This window comes from Halomonas sp. DQ26W (assembly GCF_003339685.1).
GTDB lineage: Bacteria > Pseudomonadota > Gammaproteobacteria > Pseudomonadales > Halomonadaceae > Halomonas.
On the sequence record NZ_QPKI01000006.1, the window covers coordinates 1 to 22,335 of the forward strand.

Sequence of the window (22,335 nt, forward strand, 5' to 3'; positions counted from 1 at the left end):
AACGGCGGAAGGAGTTCACGTTCGGGGCCATCAGCGGCAGCGCCTCGGGGATATAGCGCTGCAGCCCGCCGATATGGTGCAGGAACAGCTCGCTCATGGAGCCGTCGTCGTTGGCAAAGATACTGCGGCCCGTGGTGGCGTCGAGCACGCTCTGATGGATGTGCATGGCGCTGCCGGGCTCATTGGTGATCGGCTTGGCCATGAAGGTGGCCGCCACATCATGCTTGAGCGCCGCTTCCCGCAGTGTCCGCTTGAAGAGGAATATCTGGTCGGCCAGCATCAACGGGTCGCCGTGACGGAAATTGATCTCCATCTGGGCGGTGCCCTCTTCATGGATCAGGGTATCGATATCCAGCCCCTGAGCCTCGCACCAGTCATACATGTCCTCGAACAACGGATCGAATTCGTTGGCGGCATCGATGGAGAAGGACTGGCGCCCGGTCTCCTGGCGACCACTGCGGCCGATCGGCGGCTGCAGCGGGAGGTCCGGGTCTTCGCAACGCTTGGTGAGATAGAACTCCATCTCCGGTGCCACCACTGGCTTCCAGCCCTTCTCGGCGTAGAGCGCGAGCACACGCTTGAGCTGGTTGCGGCAAGAGAGTTCGATGGGGTTGCCCATCTTGTCGTAGCAGTCGTGGATCACCTGGGCCGTGGGCTCCAACGCCCAGGGCACCGGATAGACGGCCGAGATATCGGGCTTGCACACCATGTCGATGTCGGCGGGATCGAGCAGAGAGTAGTAGAGGTCGTCTTCGACATAGTCGCCGGTCACGGTCTGGAGCAGTACGCTTTCGGGCAAGCGCATACCCTTCTCTGCCATGAACTTCGAAACGGGGGTGATCTTGCCTCGGGCAATCCCGGTGATATCGCTGACCAGGCACTCCACCTCGGTGATGCGCCGTTCCTTGAGCCAGCTCTCTAGATCTTTCATGAAAACCTCATTTTCGCCCCGTTTCGGGCTGATGGTTATAGTCGATCGCGCAGTTTGTAGAAGCTGGTCGCCAGCACCAGCAGCGGCGTGCGCAGCCGGTCGCCACCGGGAAAACGCCGATGCGGCATGGCGGCAAAGAGGTCGAACCGCTCGTTCTGATCGGCAATGGCATCGCTCATCAGCCGCCCGGCGAGGCCCGCCAAGGCCATACCGTGCCCGGAATAGCCGTGGGCATAGTAAAGGTTATTTCCAATGCGACCGAAATCCGGTGCCCGGTTGAGGGTAATGGCCACATCGCCACCCCAGCGATAGTCGATCGCCACGCTCTTCAGCACGGGAAACAACCGTGCGATCTTGGCGTCCATTCGCTCGCGCAGGCCGCTCGGCTCACGGCCATCGTAGCTCACCTCACCGCCATAGATCAGCCGCCGATCGGCAGAGAGCCGGTAGTAATCGAGCACGAAGTTGGAATCAGCCAGCGCGTCATTGCACGGCAGAACCGAGGCGGCCTGCGCTTCGCTCAGTGGGGCGGTCGCCACCATTTAGTTGGCGGCACGCATTGTCCGCCCCTCCAGCTCCGGTACCAGCCCGCCCAGATAGGCATTGGCCGCTACCACCACGAAGTCTGCAGTGACGCTACCACCATCAGTTTCCACCCGTGCCGGCTGACCCCGGCGAATCGTCTGCACGGCACTCTCTTCGCAAATCGTCACACCGGCACGCTGCGCGGCACGCGCCAACCCCAGCGTATAGTTCAGCGGGTGCAGGTGGCCGCCCTCCCCCTCGTACAGAGCGCCGGGATAGATATCGGTCACCACCCGCTCACGCAATGCCGGGCCCTCGAGCCAGGCCATATCCGTATACTCGTAATCCCGGGCCATGCGCTCCTGAAACGCTTGCAGCTCACGCACATGGCGCGGCTTGACGGCGGCGTGCAGGAAGCCCCAGGCCAAGTCACAGGGAATAGCATGACGTTCCACGAGCCCGGCCGTGAGCCGAACCGCTTCTCGACTCATCTCCCAGATCGCACGGGCCCTTTCGCGCCCCAGCGCATGCTCCACGGTGGCAATGTCGGTGCCCAGGCCCGGCAGGATCTGGCCGCCGCTACGCCCGGAGGCTCCAAAGCCGACCTCCCGTGCTTCCAGCAAGCGTACCGAGTAGCCCCGTTCGGCCAGATGCAGCGCTGCCGAGCAGCCTGTCACGCCACCGCCGATCACACAGACATCGGCTCGCTGATCGCCCTCCAGCGGCGGACAGGCATCCAGGCCAACCGCCACCGTATCGCGGTAATAGGATGCCGGGATGTCGAGCGTAGTGGCAGCTGCCATGAAACCGGTCCTTGCAATGATGTCGCCGGGGTCAACCGGCATGACGAGCGATGATCAGGCTTGTTGTCGAGCCGCTTCGGCGGACAGGACATGCGTCTAGTCTGGCATCAAACCCGCAGACCCTGTCAAGTATTCAATAACGAGCAACGTCAACACGCAATCACCTGCACCTGCTTGTGCGGCATAATAATTGCGTTTTATAGAGCAGACAAAGCACCAAGTGCCGTGATAACACGAGGTACTGAAGAGGATCGCGTGTCAAGAAATCACCATCAAACCGCACGCTGGGACTAGCGACCAGGCGTGGCTCCGGTGCGGTGACGACCCGCTAGCCATGACGACCCACGGAGGCCAGAAAGACGTCGAGCACCCGGTGCGGTCGACGGTCCCGACGGGTAATCGTGACCAGGGGAATGGGGTAGGTGCAGATCTCGGGGCAAAGCGCACGCAAGCGCCCCGCCGCGACCCAGGGTTCAGCCAGGTGATCGGGCAGGTAGCCGATATAGCAACCCGTCAAGATGAGAAAAACCGCGCCCTCGCGATCCGAGGCTGTCGCGGTACCCCACAGCCTGGCATGCGCATGACGAGCCGCCTCGGGCAGCGGGTAGGCGGGGAGCACCGCTTCATGAGTGGCCAGTGCCGCTTCGTCTAATGCCTCGTCAGGAAGATGAAAGAGCGGATGACGGTCGGCACAGTAGAGACGCAACGTTTCGTCATAGAGCGGCCGAGCATCGACGCTGGCCGGCAGGTTGACCTCGGGAACGACGCCCACATGCAGACGAGCGTCCAGCACCCCCTGGGCGATACTGTCCGGCGCCTCCATGTGGATGTTGATGCGCACGTCCGGCCCCTGCGCCTTGAGGTCGGCCAGGGCATCGGTCACATGCATTCGCGGCATGCTGACCAGATTGTCGGTCAGGCCGATATTGAGCTCGCCACGCAAGTTATGATGCAGACCATTGACCTCGGTACGAAAGGTCTCCAACGCCGACAACAGCGTCAAGATCGCCTCGAAGACCTGGCGCCCCTCCTCGGTGAGAGAAAAGCCCCCTCGCCCCCGCTGGCACAGCTTCAACCCCAAGCGCTTCTCGAGGTCGCTCATGTGCTGACTGATCGCCGGCCGGCTGATGCCAAGTGCCGACTCCGCGGCAGAAAAGCCACCGCACTCCACCACGGCCTTGAAGACGCGAATCAGGCGAATGTCAAAATCACTGACCTGCCCCAGCTTCAGCCCCAAGCGGTCGACCATGAGCGGACCCTCAACACGAGGCGCAAATCGGACAGGCGGGGTCCCGTGGCACCTGGAAATGGCGCCATTGGCCGCTCATGCCATCGAAGGTGGAGAGCCCGCGATGCGGGGTGCCGGCACCGCTAAGCAGCTTGATCGCTTCCAGTGCCTGGAAGCAGCCGATCAGCCCTACCAGGGGGGCGACGACACCATTCTCGGAGCAGCGCAGTGCCTCGTCGTCACCCTCTCCGGGGGGGTAGACACAGGCATAGCAGGGGCTTGCCGGGTCGCGGGGATCGAACACCGCCAACTGCCCCGAGAAGCGGATTGCCGCACCGGATACCAGCGGTTTCCCCGCCTTGCGGCTAGCGGCGTTGATGGCATAGCGGCTGGAAAAACGGTCGGTGCAATCGAGCACTAGATCCACCGCGGCCACGGCCTCTTCCAGGGCTGCGCCCGCCAGGTGTTGCGTCACCACCGCGATATCGCAATCGGGATTGAGCCCTAGTGCCGACTCACGGGCCGACTCGGCCTTGTTTCTTTCTAGAGCGCTCATGCCGTGAGCGATCTGGCGCTGCAGGTTGGAGAGCTCGACACTGTCGGCATCGGCCAGGGTGAGATGCCCCACTCCCGCAGCGGCAAGATAGAGCGCAACCGGCGAGCCCAGACCCCCGGCACCCACCACCAGCACCCGGGATGCCAGCAGCCGCTCTTGGCCTTTGATATCGATCGCCTCCAGCATGATCTGGCGGCTGTATCGAAGCAATTGGCCATCGTTCATCGCCATCACTTGCCTTCGAGCTCCTCGATGTCGGGCACGTAGAGGGAGAACTCCTCCTTGACCTCTTCCATTACCACGTAACTCTTGGACTCCTTGACCCCCGGCAGGGTCAGCACCACGTCGCCGAGCAGTTGCCGATAGGCCGCCATCTCCGGGATCCGGCACTTGAGGATATAGTCAAACTGCCCCGATACCAGGTGACACTCTTGGATCTGGGGCAATCTCGCCACGGCCCGACGAAACTCGTCGAATACCGCAGGGGACTGGGTCTCCAGGCTGATCTCGACGAATACCAGCAGATTGGCCTTGAGGGCTCCGGGGTCGAGAACGGCCTTGTAGCCACGGATGATGCCAGCCTTCTCGAGCCGCTTGACACGTTCCAGACACGGGGTGGTAGAGAGCCCTACCTGGGCAGCCAGGTCGACATAGGAGATTCGGGCGTTGTCCTGCAGGCAGCGCAGGATGTTGAGGTCGATACGGTCGAGCGAACGGGTTTTAGCTTTCATTATCGTATTTTGGCAAACCGGATCAGGATGAATGGATGATGTCGCCAATCGAAAATATTTCCAGAACAGGTGTACCACAGCACGCCCCCCCCCTCCAGCGGAGAGCCCTCAACGTTAGTCGGTCATACGACCAAGCGTCACCCGCTGCTGGCCCGACAGGTCGGAATGACTGGCAACGTCGAGATACCCGGCCGCCCGTAGCAGCTGTCGAACTTGCTCGGCCTGGTCATGACCATGCTCCATGGCCAACCCGCCACCCGGCCGCAGATACGACAAGGCCGAGCCGATCAGGCAACGCAAATCGTCCAATCCATCTTTACCCGCCACCAGCGCGCTGATGGGTTCGAAGCGGACATCGCCGAGCATGAGGTGAGGATCGCCCTCGGCGATATAGGGCGGGTTGGCGACTATCACGTCGAAGCATTCAGCGGTGAGGGCGGAAAACCAATCGCTGACCAGGAAGCGGACATTGGCGATGCCCAATCTCTCGGCATTGGTTGTGGCAAGCGCCACCGCCGCCTCAATCCGATCGATGCCGATCACCTCCCAGCCGGGCCGCTCACTGGCGAAGGCCAACGCAATGGCACCGGTGCCGGTACCCATGTCCAGCAGCCGCCCCTTGGCAGCGGGGGCCAGTTCCAGCGCCACCTCCACCAGCTTCTCAGTATCGGGGCGCGGGATCAGGGTGTGCGGCGAAGTGGCAAGGGCCAAGCCCCAGAACTCGCGCTCGCCGATCAGGTAGGCGACGGGGTGCCCCTCGGCCCGGGCCGCCACCAGAGCTTCGAACCGGGCTCGCTCATAAACCGGAGCAGCCCTGTCGCCCCAGGCATAGAGCCATGCCCGGTCGACGCCCAGCACATGGCCCAGCAGCACCTCGGCATCCAACCGCGGGCTGGTCGAACCCGATTCCGACAGTCGCGCAGCAGCGCGACCAAGGAGCCTGTCGATATCCATCAGGCCTCCTGCTGCAACGCCGCAAGCTGCTCGGCCTGGTGTTCGTGAACCAGCGGCTCGATGACTTCGTCGAGCTCGCCGGTCATCACTTCACCGAGCTTGTAGAGGGTGAGATTGATACGGTGATCGGTCAGCCGCCCCTGGGGAAAGTTGTAGGTGCGGATTCGCTCGCTGCGGTCGCCCGACCCTACCAGCGAGCGGCGAGTATCGGCCTGCTCGCGGCGCTGACTGTCCTGGGCGCTCTGCTTTAGTCTGGCGGCCAGCAACGACATCGCCTTGGCGCGATTCTTGTGCTGGCTGCGCTCTTCCTGACATTCGACCACCACGCCGCTTGGCAGGTGCGTCAGGCGAATCGCCGAGTCCGTGGTATTGACGTGCTGTCCTCCGGCTCCGCTGGAACGGAAGGTGTCTACGCGAAGGTCGGCTGGATTGATATCCACATCCCCCACCGTATCGGCTTCGGGCATCACGGCCACCGTGCACGCCGAGGTGTGGATACGGCCCTGGGACTCCGTGGCCGGCACACGCTGCACGCGATGGGCGCCGGACTCAAACTTGAGGCAGGCGTAGACCCCCTCGCCCCTGACACGCGAGATGATCTCCTTGTAGCCGCCCTGCTCGCCGTGGCTGGCACTGACCACCTCGACTTTCCAGCCACGTTTCTCGGCATAGCGGGAGTACATGCGAAACAGGTCGCCGGCGAACAGCGCCGCCTCGTCGCCGCCGGTACCGGCACGCACCTCGAGGAAGACATTGCGGCTGTCGTCCGGGTCCCGGGGCACCAGCAGTTGCTTGAGCTGGACTTCCAGTGCCTCCAGACGCTCCTGCCCTTCCACCAGTTCCAACTCGGCCAACTCACGCATCTCGGCATCGCTGTCGTCGGTCAGGTGCTCGGCATCTTCCAACTCACCCTCGACGAGCCGATAGTCGCGCCAGGCATCAACGAGGGCTGCGAGCTCAGCGTATTCCCGGGAGTAGTCGCGAAACCGTGGCTGGTCAGCAATCACATCGGGCTCCGCCAGCAAGGCGGCGAGCTCCTCGAAGCGCTCGACGAAAGAGTCGAGCCGCTGGCGCAGGGTCGCTTTCATGGCGTTTCCTGTCAGGGTTTTGTTGATGAGGAGTCGAGCAACAGCGCTTCGGCCGCCGTCAGGAGGTCGCGACGTTCACTGCCCGAGGCTTCGCGCAGGGCGACCGTCGGCTGATGCAGCAGGCGATTGGTGAGCTGATGCGCGAGAATGCGTATCACCTCTTCCGGATCCTCGCCACGAGCCAGCCGAGCCATTGCCTGATGTTCCGAGCGCTGGCGCAGCTCGGAGGCCTGATCGCGATAGCGTCGAATCAACTCGCCACCGCCACGAATACGACGCTCGTGCAGCCAAACGCTGACGCCATGCTCGATCAACGACTCAGCCTGGTCTGCCGCAGCCTGTCGATGGCGTCGATTCTCCTGGATGACCTCGTTGAGGTCATCCACGGTATAAAGGAAGACATCGTCCAGGTCACCGACTTCCGGCTCGATATCCCGTGGCACCGCGATATCGACCATGAAGATCGGCCGGTGACGGCGCTTCTTGAGCGCCCGCTCGGCCATGCCCTTGCCGAGGATCGGCAGTGGAGCCGCGGTGGACGAAATGACGATATCCGAACGCACCAGCGCATCGGGAATCTCGTTGAGGGAGATCGCCTCGGCATTGAACTCCCTGGCCAGCACCTCGGCACGCTCACGGGTACGGTTGGCGACGATCATGTTGCGCACACCCGCCTCACGCAGATGGCGCGCCACCAGCTCGATGGTTTCACCGGCGCCGATCAGCAGCGCTCGGGAGCGACCGAAATCGTCGAATATCCGACTGGCCAGGCTCACCGCCGCATAGGCAACCGATACCGGGTTCTGGCCGATACCGGTACGCGTGCGAACCTGCTTGGCCACCGAAAAGGTGTGCTGGAAGAGCAACTCCAGCTCCCCGCCCAGACCACTGGCCAGACGCGCCGACTGGTAGGCCTCCTTGAGCTGACCGAGAATCTGCGGTTCGCCCAGCACCATCGAATCCAGTCCCACGGCCACCCGCATCAAATGACGGGCGGCATCGTTGTCGTGATAGTGATAGGCACAAGAGGTCAGGTCATCCACCGGAAGCCCGTGAAAACCGCTCAGCCAGTCGAGGATCAGCCGCTCGCCGCTGGACTCGGTGACGCAATAAAGTTCGGTGCGGTTGCACGTCGACAAAACGGCGGCTTCACGCACCTGCGGAACATGGCGCAGCTCGCCAAGTGCCGATTCCAGTTGGGTAGGCGTAAAAGCAACCCGCTCGCGGACCGCGACGGTGGCTGTCTTATGGTTGATTCCAAGGGCAAGAAGCGTCATGCGTTAAGCGTCTTCGCGTGGTGTCGTCAAGCGGTACCGAAACAAGAAAATCCACCGCTGGTGGCGCTGCATTCTACCACAGCCTTCCATCCTCAGCGCCATGTACACCCTGGCGACAATTGACGCACGACAAGGCGGGGGCGTTTCGTCCTCCTTGGCCCAACAATGGAGTCGATCGCTTTGCCCACCGTGCCCGAGTCGGTATGCTGGCAGCTGGCATCCTGGACGAGACACGCATGCCCCCGACCCTGACACGCTATATACGCCATGGATTGGCGCCCCTTGGCCTCGCCGCCCTGCTGACCGGCTGTCAAGGTATGCCAACGGCCCATCTGATGCCGGCCCATGACGATCCGCTAGAATCAGCCGCTCCCATCGAGCGGGGGCTGGATGCCGAAGGCCTCACCACGTTGTTGGTGGCAGAGCTCTCGGGCCAGCGTGGCGACTATCGCCGCGCCACTCGCGGCTACCTGACGATGGCCGAGCGCTACCAGGTCGCGGCGCTGGCCGAGCGCGCCACCCTGGCGGCCCGCTTCAGCAACGACCCCCTGCTGCTCGAAGAAGCGGTAGAACGCTGGCACCAACTCTCGCCCGACGCCGAAGCGCCGCTTCGGCTGTTGGCGGGGCTGGCCCTGCAGCGGGGGGACTGGACAGGCGCACTCGAAAAACGCCTGTTGCTGGTTGAACAGGGCGCTCACGCCGAGCTCACCCTATTCATGGAGCTGGCACTGGATACCGGGGTACCTCCCCACCCGCTGCGCGAGCGAATGGCAGAGCACCTTGCTCTCCCCGGCGCCAGAGAACATCCATACTACTACGATGCCGTACTGGCCATGGCGAGACTCGAAGCCGCCACAGGGCAAGTGCGCCTCGCCGAGACCCGCCTGGACACTCTGGCCCAAGATCACGCCGAACTGCCGGCACTATGGATGACACGTGCCCGCCTGGCGCTGCACGACAGCAAGACCACTCAGGCTCGGGACGCTGCCCGTCGCGGCCTCGACGTCTCGCCTGGCGATACCCGATTCCTGCTGCTGCTGGCCCAGACCGAACTGCAGCTTGGCAATATCGCTGCCGCCGAGGCATACACCGAGACACTGCTCGAAGAACATGAAGGCAACCAGCAGCTGCGCACGACACTAGCCAGCCTGTTCCTGGAGGATCGCCACTTCGAAGCCGCCCGCCGCCTGTTGCTCCCCATGGTGAGCGGTGACCAGCCGCCGCCAACAGCGTTCTACCTGCTCGGCGCCATTGCCGAGCAAGAGGGTGAAATCGATAACGCCCTGCTCTATTACCGCCAGGTGGTACCAGGGGAAGACTTCCTCAGGGCTCGCCTGCGCGCAGCCCGGATGTTGATCGAGGATGACCGTCTGCTGGACGCCCGAGCCTTCCTGCGCATCGAGCGACTGCGCCATGACGACCACTTCAACGACCTGGTCATGCTGGAGGTCGAGCTGCTGGACGAGGCCGGGATGACGGCGGAAGCCGACACCCTGCTCAACCGGGAACTCGCCCGAACCCCCAATGATGAGCAACTGCTCTACCTGCGTGCCATGCGGGCTTGGGCCGATGGAAACATCGAGGCAATGGAGCGCGACCTGGGGCGTATCATCAAACGCAACCCATACAACGCCACGGCCCTCAATGCACTGGGCTACACCCTGGCCGACCTGAATCTCGAGGGTCGGTTGGAGGAAGCGCGGGAGCTGATCGAACGCGCCCATGAAATCGAGCCGTCCAGTGGTGCCATCATGGACAGCCTGGGCTGGGTGTACTACCGCCTCGGCGACCCGGAACGTGCCCTGCCCTGGCTGGAGCGAGCCTATGCCGCGATGCCCGACCAGGAGATCGCCGCCCATCTCGCCGAAGTGCTATGGGTGCTTGATCGGCAAGACGATGCGCGCGCCCTGATCGAAGAAGCACTGCGACGTTTCGACGAGCACCCCGTGATAGACGACCTGCTCGAATACATTCCAGAATTGATGCCTTAAAGGTCACCACGATGCTGATTTCCCTGCCACGCACCCGCTGGCGAGACACTGCCATGACGCTCCAGGCCAATGCCCTGCAACTGCTGCTATCGAGCCTGGCCTTGATGCTGCTGGCCGGCTGCGCCACCCCCATGCCAACCCCTGACTCTGAGCGCACAACAGGCCAGTGGGAGGCCCAGCAGGAGCGCCTCGGGACTCTCAACACCTGGATGCTGGCTGGCAAGGCCGGGCTGCGCACCCCCCAGGAAAACACCAGCGCCAACCTCGACTGGAGCCAGCACCCCCACTACTATCGTATCCTCATCAGCGGTCCCTTCGGCAGCGGCCGCAATACGCTAGAGGGGCGCGAAGGCCGTTTTTCCCTGACGACTTCCGAGGGACGTTTCGAAGCCGAGACTCCCGAGGCGCTGCTACACCAGCAGCTAGGCTGGACCCTGCCGGTCAGCTCGCTCTCCGACTGGATTCGCGGCCTGCCCGCAGAGCACAGCCAATACCGCCTCGATCACGATGAGCTCGGCTTCCCCCAGCGCCTGGAGCAGGACGGCTGGAAGATCGACTACCGCGACTGGATACTGATCGAGGCGCTGTGGCTGCCGCGTCGCATGGTCATGGAGCATGGCGATTTGCGCGTGACCCTGGTGGTCACCGAATGGCGCCCCGTCCTCGACGACTGACCCATGATAGCGACACTGAACCTGCCGGCTCCGGCCAAGCTCAACCGGATGCTGCACATTGTCGGTCGACGACCCGACGGCTACCATGAACTGCAGACGCTGTTCCAGTTTCTCGATTATGGCGACACGCTGCAGTTGAACCGGCGTGACGATGGCCAGATCACCCTGGCGCCGTCCATGCACGGCATCGGCACCGAAGAGAACCTCATCGTCCGCGCGGCTCGGCTATTGCAGGCTGAGACCGGCTGCCTCCTCGGCGCCGACATCCACCTGACCAAGCGCTTGCCCATGGGAGGCGGCCTGGGCGGCGGCAGCTCCGACGCCGCCACTACCTTGCTGGGACTCGACCGGCTTTGGGGCCTGGGTCTCGGCGAGGATCGACTGGCCGCTTTGGGCCTGTCGCTGGGTGCCGATGTACCGGTCTTCGTGCGCGGCCACTCTGCCTGGGCCGAGGGAGTTGGTGAACGACTGACGGCGGTTACCCTGGACACCCCCTGGTTCGTGGTGATCCACCCGGGCGTCGCCGTCGCCACGGCAACGGTGTTCGGTGCCGGGCAATTGACACGTGATACCCCCCCGATTACCATGGCGCGCGCACTGCAGGGGGGAGCGTCCAGTTGGCACAATGACTGCGAGCCGACGGTGCGGTCACTCTACCCGCCAGTGGCGGAAGCCCTTGACTGGCTGGGCAGGCGCGCACCGACCATGCTGACGGGAACTGGTGCCTGCGTCTTCGCTAGGGTAGAGACCGACGCAGAGGCAAAGCGCATTGTGGCCGACCTGCCCAGCCGCTTCGTGGCATTCACAGCACGCGGCCTCAACCTCTCCCCGCTACATGCTGCTCTGGGCCGCTGACAGTAGGGCCTGACCCAGGCCACGAACTACCGGCCGCTGCGGACGAGGTGCCGACCCGATGAGTCCCGAGAGCCCCCCAACACTGCATAGGTGGATGCGCGTGTCAAAATTGATGGTTTTTGCCGGGAATGCCAATCCCGAACTCGCCCAGAAGATCGCCGAGAGCCTGGACACCCGCATGGGTAACGCCACGGTCGGGCAGTTCAGCGACGGCGAGATCGCGGTCGAGATCAACGAGAACGTTCGTGGCAAGGACGTCTTCATCCTGCAATCCACCTGCGCGCCGACCAACGACAACTTGCTCGAGCTGATTCTCATGGTGGATGCCCTGCGCCGGGCATCCGCCACACGGATCACGGCCGTGGTGCCCTACTTCGGTTATGCCCGCCAGGATCGCCGTGTCCGCTCAGCCCGTGTGCCGATCTCTGCCAAGGTGGTCGCCGACATGATGGTAAAGGCCGGCGTCGACCGAGTGATGACCATGGACCTGCATGCCGACCAGATTCAGGGTTTCTTCGACGTGCCAGTGGATAACGTCTACGGCTCGCCGATTCTGCTCGACGACATCGAGCGTCAGAACTACGACGACCTGGTAGTGGTCTCTCCCGACGTGGGCGGCGTAGTCCGTGCCCGTGCCATCGCCAAGCAGCTCCATGCCGATCTCGCCATTATCGACAAGCGCCGCCCCCAGGCCAATCAGGCCCAGGTCATGCACATCATCGGCGAGATCGAGAACCGTACCTGCGTCGTGGTCGACGACATGATCGATACCGCCGGCACCCTGTGCAAGGCCGGCGATGCGCTGAAGGCCCATGGCGCTCGCCGCGTGGTGGCCTACGCCACCCACCCGATCCTATCCGGCCCCGCGGTGGAAAACATCGCTGGCTCGGTACTCGACGAAGTGGTCGTCACCGATACCATTCCGCTGTCCGACGTGGCTCGGCGCAGCGGCAAGATCCGTCAGCTCAGCGTCGCCGGGCTGATCGCCGAGGCGATTCGTCGCGTCAGCAATGAAGAATCCGTCAGCGCCATGTTCCACTGACTCTCAGCAACTTTCAGCAAGAACAGGGCGTCGGAAAAGTGCCCCAAGGGGCTTTCGGGAACACGGCAGTCAGGTCGCGGGCTGCCGTGATTTCCTTATCTCAAGCAAGAGGCAACATCATGTCCGATTTCACTCTCAATGCCAGCGTTCGCAACGACCTGGGGAAAGGTGCGAGCCGCCGCCTACGTCGTGAGAACCTTCAGGTGCCGGCCATCATCTATGGTGGTGAGCAGGCTCCGCAGCCGATCTCCGTCGAGAAGGCCGCCTTCTACAAGGCCATCGAAGACGAGTCCTTCTTCTCCTCGGTGCTCAACCTGATCGTCGACGGCAACCAGCAGCAGGTCGTCGTGCGTGACCTGCAGCGTCACCCGTACAAGCCGCTGGTCACCCATGCCGACTTCCTGCGCGTGGACGCCACCCACGAAATCACCATTCGCGTGCCGTTGCATGTCCTGGGCGAAGAAAAATCCAAGGGTATCAAGGATGACGGTGGCGAGTTGCACGTGCTCTCCAACGAGATCGAGATCAGTTGCCTACCCAAGGACCTGCCAGACTTCCTGGAAGTCGACATCACCGAGATCGAGCTGGGCACCACCCTGCACCTCTCGGATCTCAAGGTGCCGGCCGGCGTGACCCTGGTCGAGCTCTCCTACGGCGCTGACCATGACAACGCCGTGCTGACCATCAGCAAGCCCAAGGTGCGCGGTGAAAATGCCGAAGGCGAGGATGGTGAAGGCGAGGAAGGCGAAGGCGCGGCCGAGTAATCGGCCTTGTCGGGGTCGCCATGCGGCGGCCCCTTCCCGACCCGACCAAGCGCTGCGGCGCTTGTTTTTTTTGGAGACCCCGCATGCCCCAGGTGAAAGCGATCATCGGGCTGGGCAATCCCGGTGACGACTATGTAGGGACCCGTCACAATGCCGGCGCCTGGCTGGTTGAAATCCTGGCACGCCAGGCCGGTACCGAGCTGCGTCCAGAAAAAAAGTTTCTGGGCCTCTATGCCAAGGTGAGTCTCGATGGTCAGGAGCTGCATCTGCTCGAACCCACGACCTTCATGAACCGCAGCGGTGCCGCCGTGGCGGCCCTGTGCCAGTTCTACAAGATCGCCCCCGAGGAACTGCTGATAGCCCATGACGAGTTGGACCTTCCACCCGGCACGGCCCGCTACAAGCAGGGTGGCGGCCATGGCGGGCACAACGGTCTGCGCGATATCATCAGCGCCCTGGGTAACGACAAGGGCTTCCATCGCCTGCGCATCGGCATCGGTCATCCCGGGGATTCACGTCAAGTCACCCATTACGTTCTGGGCCGTCCCGGCAAGGCCGAGCTCGGCGCCATGGGCGAAGTCATCGGCGAATGCCTGACCACCCTGCCACTGGCCGTTACCGGCGAGTGGGCCCGCGCCATGAGCCGGCTGCACAGCTTCAAGGGCTGACCCCGACGCCATTTTCGCCAACACTTTCAGGACATTACCATGGGTTTCAACTGCGGTATCGTCGGTCTGCCCAATGTCGGCAAGTCCACCCTCTTCAACGCCCTGACCAAGTCCGGCATCGATGCCGAGAACTTTCCCTTCTGCACCATCGAGCCCAATGTCGGCATCGTGCCGATGCCGGACCCGCGCCTCGATGCGCTGGCCGACATCGTCAAACCACAGAAGGTCCTGCCCACCACCATGGAGTTCGTGGATATCGCCGGCCTGGTGGCGGGCGCTTCCAAGGGCGAGGGCCTGGGCAACAAGTTCCTGGCCAATATCCGCGAGACCCAGGCCATCGCCCATGTGGTGCGCTGCTTCGACAACGACAACGTCATCCACGTGGCCAACCAGGTCGACCCGCGGGCCGATATCGAGATCATCAACATGGAGCTGGCCCTGGCCGACCTCGACACCGTCGAGCGCGCCATTCAGCGCCTGGTGCGTGTCGCCAAGGGCGGCGACAAGGAAGCCATCGCCACCAAGGCCATCCTGGAGCGCATTCAGCCCCACCTGGCGGAAGGCCAGCCGCTGCGGAGTTTCGGCCTCGACGATGACGAGCAGCGCCAGCTCAAGAGCTTCGGCTTCCTCACGCTGAAGCCGACCATGTACATCGCCAACGTCAACGAGGACGGCTTCGAGGCCAATTCCTACCTCGACATCGTTCGTGAGATCGCCGCCGAGGAAGACGCCGTGGTGGTCCCGGTGTGCAACCAGCTGGAGGCGGAGATCGCCGAACTCGACGACGAAGAACGCGCCATGTTCCTCGACGAGATGGGCATGGAGGAGCCGGGGCTCGACCGGGTGATCCGCGCCGGCTACGGGCTGCTCGGGTTGCAGACCTACTTCACCGCCGGGGTGAAGGAAGTCCGTGCCTGGACGGTCAAGGTGGGGGCCACCGCCCCCGAGGCCGCCGGCGTGATTCATACCGACTTTCAGAAGGGCTTTATCCGCGCCGAGGTCATCGCCTATGACGACTTCGTCACCCTCGGCGGCGAGCAGGCCGCCAAGGATGCCGGCAAATGGCGCCTGGAAGGCAAGGAGTATGTGGTCAAGGATGGCGATGTGATTCACTTCCGCTTTAATGTGTAACCACAAACCTTGACCTGCCGGGGGCGAATCCGTAAACTTCGCCTCCGTTGAATGGCTACGTAGCTCAGCTGGTTAGAGCACATCACTCATAATGATGGGGTCCCCTGTTCGAATCAGGGCGTAGCCACCAAGCATTCAAAAAAACCCGGCGCCATTGGCGCCGGGTTTTTGTATGACAAGTATCCTCACTATTTGAGCTTCGGGCTCAGGCCAGCTCCGCGCGATTGCAGAAGGCAACGAGCGCCCGCGTCAGGTATTCCACGTCCTCGGCGCCGGCGGTCTCGCGAATCGAATGCATGGCCCACTGGGGCACGCCGACATCCATCGTCGGCACCCCCAGCTCGGTGGCGATAATCGGCCCGACGGTGCTGCCACAGCCCATGTCGGCGCGGGTCACAAAAGCCTGGACCGGCACCCCGGCCTCGCGGCACAGGTCGCGGAACAGCGCTGCGGTGGCGCTGGTGGTGGCATAGCGCTGGTTGGCATTGACCTTGATCACCGGGCCACCGTTCAGGGCCGGCCCATGGGCCGCATCGTGCTTGTCGGGGAAGTTGGGGTGCAGGGCGTGGGCGTTGTCGCAGGAGATCATGCGCGAGGCCTGGATCAAGCGGATGAAGCTCTCGTCTTTCGCTTCCCCCGCCCCGCCCACCTCGCCGAGCTGGGCATTGACGCGCCGCAGAACGTCGCCCAGGAAGGGACCCTGAGCCCCACAAGCGCTGGCGCTACCGACTTCTTCGTGATCGTTGGCAACCAGCACGACACCCTGGGTCCCATCCGATTCGAGCAACGCCTCCAGACCGATGAAGCAGGAAAGCAGATTGTCCAGCCGGGCACTAGCGATCAGCTCACCCCTCACTCCCACCCGCGCCGGAGGTTGAGTATCGAAGAGCCCCAGCTCGAAGTCGAGAATCTCGGCGTCCCCGATGTCGTGCTGGGCATCGAGCCACTCCACCAGCAGCCTGGTAAAGTCCGCCGCCTCGCCTCCCTGGAGAAAGACCGGCGCCATCTGGGTCTGGGCGTTGAGCGCACGTCCGTTATTGGCCTCACGATCCAGGTGGATCGCCAGGCTGGGAATGGTCGCCACAGGGCGGTCGACATTTAGCAGCAGGCCCTCCAGCCGGCCATCGGCCTGGCGCAGATGGACACGTCCCGCCAGGCCCAGGTCACGGTCGAACCAGGGGGCCAGCAGCGCCCCACCGTAGAGTTCGACACCAAGCTGCAGCCAGCCCGCCGATGTTGTCTGGGCGGCATTGGGCTTGAGTCGCAGCCCGGGGCTATCGGTATGGGCCCCGATCATGCGCAGGGCGTATAGGCCCTCTCGGGGCAGTTGCATGGCAATGATCGATGAGTCGTTGCGGGTGACATAAATTCGCTCTCCGGCCGTCAACTGCCACGGGTGTGACTCATCCAGTCGACGAAAGCCAGCGGCCTCGAGACGCTCGGCCATGACCGATACGGCGTGCCAGGGAGAGGGTGAGCACTGCAGAAAGTCCAGCAGCCGCTCAAGACGGGCTTCCTTTGACATGAGAATCCTCTTCAGGGGGGTCTGTGGTTGATGAGACAGCTGCTACAATACCGTGTCGTCCTTTGCAACTCGCAAGTCTTGCGCGTGTCTAGGGAAGGAAGTTTACACGAAACCGGGAGTGCTTCATTGATGAGCCTGCTAGTCGTTATTCGGCACTCAGCCACACTGTTGGCGCTTGTATTGCTGACTGGCAATGCAGCGCTGGCGCAGATTCAGCCCAGCGACGTTCAGCGCCAGGTAGCGGTAGAGGTGGCTGAATCGCTGCGCTATGGCCACTATGCCGATGCCCAGCTTGACGATGAATGGTCGCGGCTGGCCTTCGAGCGCTACCTCGATGTGCTCGACGGACAGCGGGCGTTCCTGCTCGGCAGCGATCTCGAGGAGTTTCGTCACCTCGAGGAACGCATCGACGACATGCTCTTCGAAGGAGAACTGGCCCCCGCCTATGCGCTCTATCAGCGCTATCACGATCGTGCCGAGTCACGCTTCGAGTGGCTGCTGGACAAGATCGACGAGGGGCTCGGCTACAGCTACAACACCGATATGCGCCTCGAACTCGACCGCCGCGAGGCCCCGTGGGCCGAGAGTGAGGACGAACTGGACGAGCTGTGGCGTAAGCGGCTCAAGAACGCCGCCCTCACCCTCGACATCACCGGCCAGGATGAAGAGCAAGTCGAGACCAACCTTCGCCAGCGCTATGAGGGGCAACTCTCTCGCCTTCGCCAGACCAACGGCGAGGACGTTTTCGGCCTGTTCATGGCGGCGGTGACCAGCAGCATCGACCCTCACACCGAGTACCTTTCCCCCCGCCAGGGTGAGTCTTTCGATATCCAGATGCGTCTGTCCCTGGAGGGCATCGGCGCCATGCTGCAGTCCGACGGCGAATACGTGAAGGTCACCAGCCTGGTGCCCGGCGGACCAGCGGACCGCGCCGGCGTACTTGAGCCGGCAGACCGCATTATTGGTGTCGGCCAGGAGGAAGGTGAAGAGGTCGTCAACGTGGTGGGCATGCGCCTGGACGAGGTCGTGGATCTGATCCGCGGCCCCAAGGGCACGGTGGTGCGCCTGGAGGTGGTCCCGGCGGAAGCCATGGACATGACCCGCTCTCACGAAGTCGCAATCACCCGCGACACCGTCGATCTTGAGGACCAGGCCGCTCGGGGAGAAATCATAGAAGTCGAGCGTGACGACGGTGTAAAGCGTATCGGCGTGATCAAGATACCCACCTTCTATGTCGACTTCGATGCCTGGCAGGCCGGCGAGGAGGAGTTCCGCAGCACCACCCGCGACGTCGCTCGTGAAGTCAAGCGACTCAAGGAAGAAGGTATCGATGGCATCATGCTCGACCTGCGCAATAACGGCGGCGGCGCCTTGCAGGAGGCCAACTCGTTAATCGGCCTGTTCATCGACCGCGGACCCACCGTACAGGTGCGCGATGCACGTGGGCGCATCAGCCTCTATGGCGACACCGAGACCGGCACGCTCTACGACGGTCCGTTGGCGGTACTGGTCAACCGGCTGTCGGCATCGGCCTCGGAGATATTCGCCGGCGCCATCCAGGATTACGGCCGCGGCCTGGTGCTGGGCAACGCTACCTTCGGCAAGGGTACCGTACAAACCCTCAGCGACCTGAGCCATGGCCAGATCAAGCTTACCCGTGCCAAGTTCTACCGCATTTCCGGGGATAGCACCCAGCACCGTGGAGTCGAGCCGGATATTCTGTTCCCCAACCTGGTGGACCCCGAGCGGATCGGCGAAAGCAGCCTGGACAACGCCCTTGCGTGGGACACCGTTCAGGAGGTCCAGTATCGTCACTACGGCGAGCCTTGGGAGTATCTGGAAACCCTGCGCTCCAGGCACCGGGAGCGGGCCGATACCCACCCCAACTTCGTTTTCCTGGAGCAACGCGCCGACCTGGCCCGTCGTCTGCGCGAAGAGCACACCAGCGTGAGCCTCGACCGCGAACAGCGCCAGCTGGAAGTCGAAGCACGAGACGCCGAACAGCTATCGCTGGAAAACCAGCGCCGCAAAGCCTTGGGTCTAGGCCTGCTCGATGAACTCATCGATGCCCGCATTGAAGGCGACGACGAAGAACCGGTGGAGCGCGTTCAGGTGACCGAGGCCGCCGCCATTCTCGCCGACTACGCCGAACTCACCCAGCGCCGCATGGCCGCTCGCTTTTGATGTCCTCTCCCTCCGGCCGGTGCCGGAGGGAGTCCTGCCGTTTCATCTTTTCTCTCTCGGACCCAGAGCGATGCCCTCGACCGCGTTCAGTGATTGCCCTGACTCGAGGAAGGAGAGGCGCCGGTCGGTCATGCCTCCAGCGATAGCCAGATATTTACCGCCTACACTGGTGCTCATCCTGCACAGCAGGACAGTTGCGTCACGTCCTTGGTGAAGGTCTGAGCGCAAAGCTTGAGTCCTTCCACCATGGTCAGGTAGGGAAACAGCTCATCGCCGATCTCCTGTACCGTCAGGTGGGCGCGTAGCGCCATCACTGCGGTCTGGATCAACTCGCCGGCCTCCCCCGCCACAACCTGCACCCCCAACAGCCGCCCCGAGTCGCGTTCGGCTACCAGCTTGATGAAACCAAGAGTGTCGAAATTGACCAGCGCACGCGGCACGTTCTCCAGATCGAGCACGCGTGTCTCCACGCTGAAGCCTTGCTTGAGCGCCTCGGCTTGCGTCAGGCCGACGGTGGCCACCTGGGGGTCGGTGAAGATCACCGCCGGCATCGCGCTGAGATCCAGGGAAGCCGAGCCGCCCGTCATATTGACGGCGGCCCGGCTGCCCCCGGCGGCGGCGACATAGACGAACTGCGGCTGATCGGTACAGTCACCGGCAGCATAGATGCCCGGTACGGTGGTTTGCAGCTGCTCATCCACCAGAATTGCGCCACGCGCGGTTTCCACGCCGATGCTCGCCAGGTTCAGCGCCTCGGTGTTGGGTGTCCGTCCGGTGGCCACCAGCAGTTGATCCGCCCGCAGGGTGCCAGCGTTGGTGTCGACAATGAATTCATGGCCGGTGTGGTCTACACGACTGGCCTGGGTCTGCGTGAGCACCTCGATACCCTCGCGGTGAAACGCCGCTTCCACCGTCTCCCCCACCGCCGGGTCTTCCTGGGACAGCAGTCGGCTGCGGGCCAGCACGGTGACCCGACTGCCCAGCCGAGCGAAGGCCTGGGCCAGCTCCAGGGCCACCACCGAGGCGCCGATGACGATCAGGCGCTCGGGCACGGTATCCAGTGCCAGCGCATTGGTGGAGGTGAGATAGGGCGTTTCAGCCAGTCCCGGTAGCGGCAGCTCGGCAGGGCGAGCACCGGTGCCAATAAAGGCACGATCGAAGCGGACGGTCTGCTCACCGCCTGCCGTCAGCTTGACCACCACGTTATTGGCATCGACAAACCGGGCTTCCCCGCTGAGGACCGTGATGGCCGCATGGTCGCGTAGAATACCTTCGTACTTGGCGTCACGCAGCTCCTCCACACGCGACTGCTGTTGATGGAGCAGTTTCGCCCGGTCGATCTTTGGAGCCTGCTGGGCGCTCACCCCCTCGTCGAAAGGGCTTTCCCGGCGCAGATGCACGATATGCGCGGCGCGAATCAGGATCTTCGAAGGTACGCAGCCGACATTCACGCAGGTACCGCCGATGGTGCCGCGCTCGATCAGGGTGATGCGGGCACCGCGCTCGGCTGCCTTCAGTGCGGCCGCCATGGCCGCGCCACCGCTGCCGATCACGGCGATATGCAGAGTCTTGTCATCACTCATGAGGGGGATTCCTTGAATGGGGTGAGCCGCGGTCACAACAGTCGTCGTATTGCATCTTGCGCCGCTTTTCATGTCACAGTGCATAGAAGGTCAGGCCGATGAAGAAGGTCAGGGCAGGAAACAGCACATAGTCCAGATAGCCGGTCAGTGCCGCAAAGCCGAGGGTGCCCAACAGAATCACCAGGATCGGCGTAACGCAGCACAGCGCCACCACGATGGTACCTATCACGCTCACGCGCAGCAGGGTTTTAGGTTTCTTCATGGTCACTCCCAATCCACTTCCGAGGACGCGGTGTAGGGATAGCCGGCGTTTTCGTCGCCCCGTCTTCGATTTCCACCCTGACGTTCCCCTTTGAGGACAGGGAGTACTACGATAAGGTTACTTCCGTAGTTGGATACGGAGTCAAGCGGCGTGAAGAGACCGGTAGACAGAATGGCGAACACCATGACCATTGGCGGCCTGGCCAAGACGGTTGGCGTCAATGTCGAGACCATCCGCTATTATCAGCGCCGCGGGCTACTCGCGGAGCCGGAACGCCCTCATGGTGGTATCCGCCGTTATGGCACAGCCGACGTGGCACGGCTGACCTTCGTCAAAACCGGACAGCGGCTAGGCTTCAGCCTGGACGAGATTGCTGAGCTGTTGCGATTGGAGGATGGCACTCATTGCCAGGAGGCCAGCACCCTGGCCGAGCATAAACTGCGGGATGTGCGTGAGAAAATCGCCGGCCTCCAGCGTATCGAGCGGACACTGGCCGAACTGGTACAGGCGTGTCATGAGCGGGAGGGAAGTATCTCCTGCCCGTTGATCGCATCATTACACGAGGGCTTGATCAACGGGGAACAGCGCACCCCCAGAAATTGAAACCCGCAAACCTCGGAACTTTCGGTAGATAGCCCGTCTCCATCCGCTGGATATCGAAGCCGGCTTGCTCGATGAGTTCGGGTATGGCACGGTTGAGATGGCAGCCACCCGCCACCTTGCGCCACAGTGGATTGAGGCGATCCTGCCACTGCCGCACGGCCTCGTCGGGCGCCGTGCCGTGTTCACAGAACAGCAGCTGGCCGCCCGGCTTGAGCACCCGACGCATCTGCTCCAGCGCACGGTGCCAGTCAGGAATCGTGCATAGGGTATAGGTAAGCACCACGGTATCCACGCTGGCGTTCTCCAGGGGGATCTCCTCTCCGGGCAAATCCAGCCAGCGCACCTCGAAGGGTGCGTGGGCAACGTTGTGGCGCGCCTTGCGACGCATGCCCTCGGAGGGCTCGAGCCCCCACACCAGCTCGACCTTGTTCGGGTCATAGTGGGGAAGGTTGAGCCCGGAGCCCATGCCCACCTCCAGGACTCGGCCCTGCGCTTCCGGCACCACAGCCGCCCGCTGATGATCGACCACCTTGATGCCGCAAGCCAAGTGAAGAAGGTGTGGCAGAACATGTTGATCGTAAAGCGTCATTAGATATCTCCAGCTATCAGGGTAACATAGCGGAAATCTCACTTGGCCGGCGGACCCGTTTCCGGGGGGATGGTCAAGTTCAATAGCCTGTGGTACTCAGCCGCGATGATCGCTCGACCAGCAGTACATCTCCTGGCTGCAAGTTGGCCAGCACGTCATGCTCGATTCGAACTTCGGCCTGGTGCCATGGCCGAGGCCTGGTTAGCCAACAGCTCAGGCTGTAGCCGCACTTTTCCAGCATATCCGACATGACAGCATCCCCCATAGCCCCCCATGTATCGCTTCAGTCTCCCCTTCCCTGCCAGCAATGTCCTGCGATTTCAATTCAACGAGCCCCGCCAGCCCTCAAGGCTGGCGAAGGCCACTTGTGT

The 22,335-nt window shown here is 63.0% G+C and carries 19 protein-coding genes, 1 tRNA gene and 2 pseudogenes; 10 read left to right on the top strand and 12 right to left on the bottom strand.

All coding sequences use genetic code 11. The features are described 5' to 3' along the window. The 8 genes and pseudogenes from DU490_RS04380 to hemA form a co-directional block, all read right to left on the bottom strand. Window positions 1-931 (bottom strand): glutamine synthetase family protein (locus tag DU490_RS04380; protein WP_147270444.1); only part of this gene is annotated, 931 nt, incomplete at its 3' end. Window positions 932-966: 35 nt separating this feature from the next. Continuing rightward, window positions 967-2,301 (bottom strand): annotated as a pseudogene (locus tag DU490_RS04385) (FAD-binding oxidoreductase). A 286-nt stretch (window positions 2,302-2,587) separates the two neighbouring features. Further along, complete coding sequence (locus DU490_RS04390; RefSeq protein ID WP_114573127.1) at window positions 2,588-3,508, bottom strand: LysR family transcriptional regulator; 921 nt, start codon at window positions 3,506-3,508, stop codon at window positions 2,588-2,590. Window positions 3,509-3,518: 10 nt separating this feature from the next. After that, the gene (locus DU490_RS04395; RefSeq protein WP_114573255.1) at window positions 3,519-4,268 is read right to left on the bottom strand and encodes a molybdopterin-synthase adenylyltransferase MoeB; all 750 of its coding nucleotides are present in this window, start codon (window positions 4,266-4,268) and stop codon (window positions 3,519-3,521) included. A 5-nt stretch (window positions 4,269-4,273) separates the two neighbouring features. Continuing rightward, window positions 4,274-4,774 carry an Lrp/AsnC ligand binding domain-containing protein gene (locus DU490_RS04400; protein ID WP_114573128.1) on the bottom strand — a complete coding sequence of 167 codons (501 nt, stop codon included), beginning with the start codon at window positions 4,772-4,774 and terminating at the stop codon, window positions 4,274-4,276. A gap of 114 nt (window positions 4,775-4,888) precedes the next feature. Further along, the gene (gene prmC, locus DU490_RS04405) at window positions 4,889-5,728 is read right to left on the bottom strand and encodes a peptide chain release factor N(5)-glutamine methyltransferase (RefSeq protein WP_114573129.1); all 840 of its coding nucleotides are present in this window, start codon (window positions 5,726-5,728) and stop codon (window positions 4,889-4,891) included. Then, window positions 5,728-6,816, bottom strand: a complete 1,089-nt coding sequence (gene prfA / locus DU490_RS04410) for a peptide chain release factor 1 (RefSeq protein WP_114573130.1) — start codon at window positions 6,814-6,816, stop codon at window positions 5,728-5,730. The genes prmC and prfA overlap by 1 nt, the downstream gene beginning before the upstream one ends. Window positions 6,817-6,827: 11 nt before the next feature. Beyond that, on the bottom strand, window positions 6,828-8,093 hold the full coding sequence (gene hemA / locus DU490_RS04415) for a glutamyl-tRNA reductase (protein ID WP_114573131.1): 1,266 nt from the start codon (window positions 8,091-8,093) through the stop codon (window positions 6,828-6,830). Between the two features lie 236 nt (window positions 8,094-8,329). Between hemA and DU490_RS04420 the strand changes: the two genes are divergently transcribed. The 8 genes from DU490_RS04420 (at window position 8,330) to DU490_RS04455 (ending at window position 15,348) form a co-directional block, all read left to right on the top strand. Next, complete coding sequence (locus tag DU490_RS04420; protein WP_114573256.1) at window positions 8,330-10,084, top strand: tetratricopeptide repeat protein; 1,755 nt, start codon at window positions 8,330-8,332, stop codon at window positions 10,082-10,084. Window positions 10,085-10,137: 53 nt separating this feature from the next. Beyond that, window positions 10,138-10,758, top strand: coding sequence for a lipoprotein insertase outer membrane protein LolB (lolB, locus tag DU490_RS04425; RefSeq protein WP_258801312.1), 621 nt, complete (start codon window positions 10,138-10,140; stop codon window positions 10,756-10,758). 3 nt (window positions 10,759-10,761) lie between these two features. Further along, window positions 10,762-11,613 carry a 4-(cytidine 5'-diphospho)-2-C-methyl-D-erythritol kinase gene (ispE, locus tag DU490_RS04430; RefSeq protein WP_114573133.1) on the top strand — a complete coding sequence of 284 codons (852 nt, stop codon included), beginning with the start codon at window positions 10,762-10,764 and terminating at the stop codon, window positions 11,611-11,613. 100 nt (window positions 11,614-11,713) lie between these two features. Beyond that, the gene (locus tag DU490_RS04435; RefSeq protein ID WP_181869957.1) at window positions 11,714-12,655 is read left to right on the top strand and encodes a ribose-phosphate pyrophosphokinase; all 942 of its coding nucleotides are present in this window, start codon (window positions 11,714-11,716) and stop codon (window positions 12,653-12,655) included. A 119-nt stretch (window positions 12,656-12,774) separates the two neighbouring features. Beyond that, entirely contained in the window at window positions 12,775-13,419 is a 645-nt protein-coding gene (locus DU490_RS04440; RefSeq protein ID WP_114573135.1) for a 50S ribosomal protein L25/general stress protein Ctc, read from the top strand. Window positions 13,420-13,502: 83 nt separating this feature from the next. Further along, on the top strand, window positions 13,503-14,087 hold the full coding sequence (pth, locus tag DU490_RS04445) for an aminoacyl-tRNA hydrolase (RefSeq protein ID WP_114573136.1): 585 nt from the start codon (window positions 13,503-13,505) through the stop codon (window positions 14,085-14,087). Window positions 14,088-14,126: 39 nt separating this feature from the next. After that, window positions 14,127-15,218 (top strand): redox-regulated ATPase YchF, encoded by a 1,092-nt coding sequence (ychF, locus tag DU490_RS04450; RefSeq protein WP_114573137.1) that lies wholly within the window; start codon window positions 14,127-14,129, stop codon window positions 15,216-15,218. Between the two features lie 53 nt (window positions 15,219-15,271). Further along, window positions 15,272-15,348 (top strand) — tRNA-Met (locus DU490_RS04455). 75 nt (window positions 15,349-15,423) lie between these two features. Here the strand turns inward: DU490_RS04455 and DU490_RS04460 are convergent. Continuing rightward, the gene (locus DU490_RS04460) at window positions 15,424-16,743 is read right to left on the bottom strand and encodes a M18 family aminopeptidase (protein WP_114573138.1); all 1,320 of its coding nucleotides are present in this window, start codon (window positions 16,741-16,743) and stop codon (window positions 15,424-15,426) included. A gap of 129 nt (window positions 16,744-16,872) precedes the next feature. Between DU490_RS04460 and DU490_RS04465 the strand changes: the two genes are divergently transcribed. Further along, window positions 16,873-18,927, top strand: coding sequence for a carboxy terminal-processing peptidase (locus tag DU490_RS04465; RefSeq protein ID WP_114573139.1), 2,055 nt, complete (start codon window positions 16,873-16,875; stop codon window positions 18,925-18,927). Window positions 18,928-19,100: 173 nt separating this feature from the next. Here the strand turns inward: DU490_RS04465 and merA are convergent, their stop codons facing one another. Together merA and merF are read right to left on the bottom strand one after the other, a co-directional pair. Further along, window positions 19,101-20,510, bottom strand: coding sequence for a mercury(II) reductase (merA, locus tag DU490_RS04470; RefSeq protein WP_114573140.1), 1,410 nt, complete (start codon window positions 20,508-20,510; stop codon window positions 19,101-19,103). Between the two features lie 76 nt (window positions 20,511-20,586). Continuing rightward, window positions 20,587-20,772: pseudogene (merF, locus tag DU490_RS04475) on the bottom strand (mercury resistance system transport protein MerF); the annotation flags it as partial. Between the two features lie 171 nt (window positions 20,773-20,943). Here merF and merR point away from each other — a divergent pair. Next, window positions 20,944-21,375, top strand: a complete 432-nt coding sequence (merR, locus tag DU490_RS04480) for an Hg(II)-responsive transcriptional regulator (RefSeq protein ID WP_114573142.1) — start codon at window positions 20,944-20,946, stop codon at window positions 21,373-21,375. Here the strand turns inward: merR and DU490_RS04485 are convergent. Further along, window positions 21,344-21,964, bottom strand: coding sequence for a class I SAM-dependent methyltransferase (locus tag DU490_RS04485; RefSeq protein WP_114573143.1), 621 nt, complete (start codon window positions 21,962-21,964; stop codon window positions 21,344-21,346). The two genes, merR and DU490_RS04485, sit on opposite strands and share 32 nt — an antisense overlap. Window positions 21,965-22,335 lie beyond the last annotated feature (371 nt).

Bases quoted from the DNA above. Each gene is read 5' to 3' on its own strand.
- DU490_RS04460 (WP_114573138.1), bottom strand. From the start codon at position 16,743: ATGTCAAAGGAAGCCCGTCTTGAGCGGCTGCTGGACTTTCTGCAGTGC.
- DU490_RS04400 (WP_114573128.1), bottom strand. From the start codon at position 4,774: ATGAAAGCTAAAACCCGTTCGCTCGACCGTATCGACCTCAACATCCTG.
- pth (WP_114573136.1), top strand. From the start codon at position 13,503: ATGCCCCAGGTGAAAGCGATCATCGGGCTGGGCAATCCCGGTGACGAC.
- DU490_RS04440 (WP_114573135.1), top strand. From the start codon at position 12,775: ATGTCCGATTTCACTCTCAATGCCAGCGTTCGCAACGACCTGGGGAAA.
- DU490_RS04485 (WP_114573143.1), bottom strand. From the start codon at position 21,964: ATGACGCTTTACGATCAACATGTTCTGCCACACCTTCTTCACTTGGCT.
- DU490_RS04390 (WP_114573127.1), bottom strand. From the start codon at position 3,508: ATGGTCGACCGCTTGGGGCTGAAGCTGGGGCAGGTCAGTGATTTTGAC.
- prmC (WP_114573129.1), bottom strand. From the start codon at position 5,728: ATGGATATCGACAGGCTCCTTGGTCGCGCTGCTGCGCGACTGTCGGAA.
- DU490_RS04420 (WP_114573256.1), top strand. From the start codon at position 8,330: ATGCCCCCGACCCTGACACGCTATATACGCCATGGATTGGCGCCCCTT.
- prfA (WP_114573130.1), bottom strand. From the start codon at position 6,816: ATGAAAGCGACCCTGCGCCAGCGGCTCGACTCTTTCGTCGAGCGCTTC.
- DU490_RS04395 (WP_114573255.1), bottom strand. From the start codon at position 4,268: ATGAACGATGGCCAATTGCTTCGATACAGCCGCCAGATCATGCTGGAG.
- DU490_RS04465 (WP_114573139.1), top strand. From the start codon at position 16,873: ATGAGCCTGCTAGTCGTTATTCGGCACTCAGCCACACTGTTGGCGCTT.
- merR (WP_114573142.1), top strand. From the start codon at position 20,944: ATGGCGAACACCATGACCATTGGCGGCCTGGCCAAGACGGTTGGCGTC.
- ispE (WP_114573133.1), top strand. From the start codon at position 10,762: ATGATAGCGACACTGAACCTGCCGGCTCCGGCCAAGCTCAACCGGATG.
- hemA (WP_114573131.1), bottom strand. From the start codon at position 8,093: ATGACGCTTCTTGCCCTTGGAATCAACCATAAGACAGCCACCGTCGCG.
- lolB (WP_258801312.1), top strand. From the start codon at position 10,138: ATGACGCTCCAGGCCAATGCCCTGCAACTGCTGCTATCGAGCCTGGCC.
- merA (WP_114573140.1), bottom strand. From the start codon at position 20,510: ATGAGTGATGACAAGACTCTGCATATCGCCGTGATCGGCAGCGGTGGC.
- ychF (WP_114573137.1), top strand. From the start codon at position 14,127: ATGGGTTTCAACTGCGGTATCGTCGGTCTGCCCAATGTCGGCAAGTCC.